Raw genomic sequence first — 527 nt, 5'->3', positions numbered from 1 at the left:
CGATCGGCGCCGTATTTCTCGAAGGCGACGACGCGCCCGCCGCGCCGCGGCACCGCCGCCTTCACGGCGGCTTCGACGACGTTGCCATAGGCATTGTCGGGCACGAGCACAGCGACCGAGCGCTTTCCGATGCTGCCGGAATATTCGACGATGCGGTTGACGTCGGACTCCGGCAGGAAGCTGAGCAGATAGACGCCGCGGCCGGCGATGCTGGAATCGGTCGAGAACGCGATCACCGAAATGCCACGCGTGCGCGCGACCTGCGCCACCGCCGGCACCGACTGCGCGAACAGCGGTCCCAGGATGATCTCGGCGCCCTCATCGACCGCCTGCTGCGCACCCGCTTGCGCGCCTTGCGGGCTGCCATTGTCGTCCTTGATCAGGAGCTGGATGTTCGGGTTCTGGAACTCGGCCAGCGCCATCTCGGCGGCATTACGCATGGATTGCGCCGCGAGGCCCGCATTGCCGGCGGCCGAGAGCGGCAGGATCACGGCGACCTTCACCCCGCCGGTGCCCGCGGTCGCGGC

Annotated in this window: 1 protein-coding gene; it reads right to left on the bottom strand. The window is 68.9% G+C overall.

What is annotated here, in order from left to right; all coding sequences use genetic code 11:
* Nucleotides 1-527: penicillin-binding protein activator (locus CWO91_RS42420; protein ID WP_165406090.1), on the bottom strand; the 527-nt coding region annotated here is incomplete at both ends.

The sequence above is a fragment of the Bradyrhizobium genosp. SA-3 genome (assembly GCF_004212635.1).
In the GTDB taxonomy this organism is placed as follows: Bacteria; Pseudomonadota; Alphaproteobacteria; order Rhizobiales; family Xanthobacteraceae; genus Bradyrhizobium.
The sequence above is the reverse complement of the archived record's forward strand: the minus strand, read 5'-3'. Positions and strand labels throughout refer to the sequence as shown.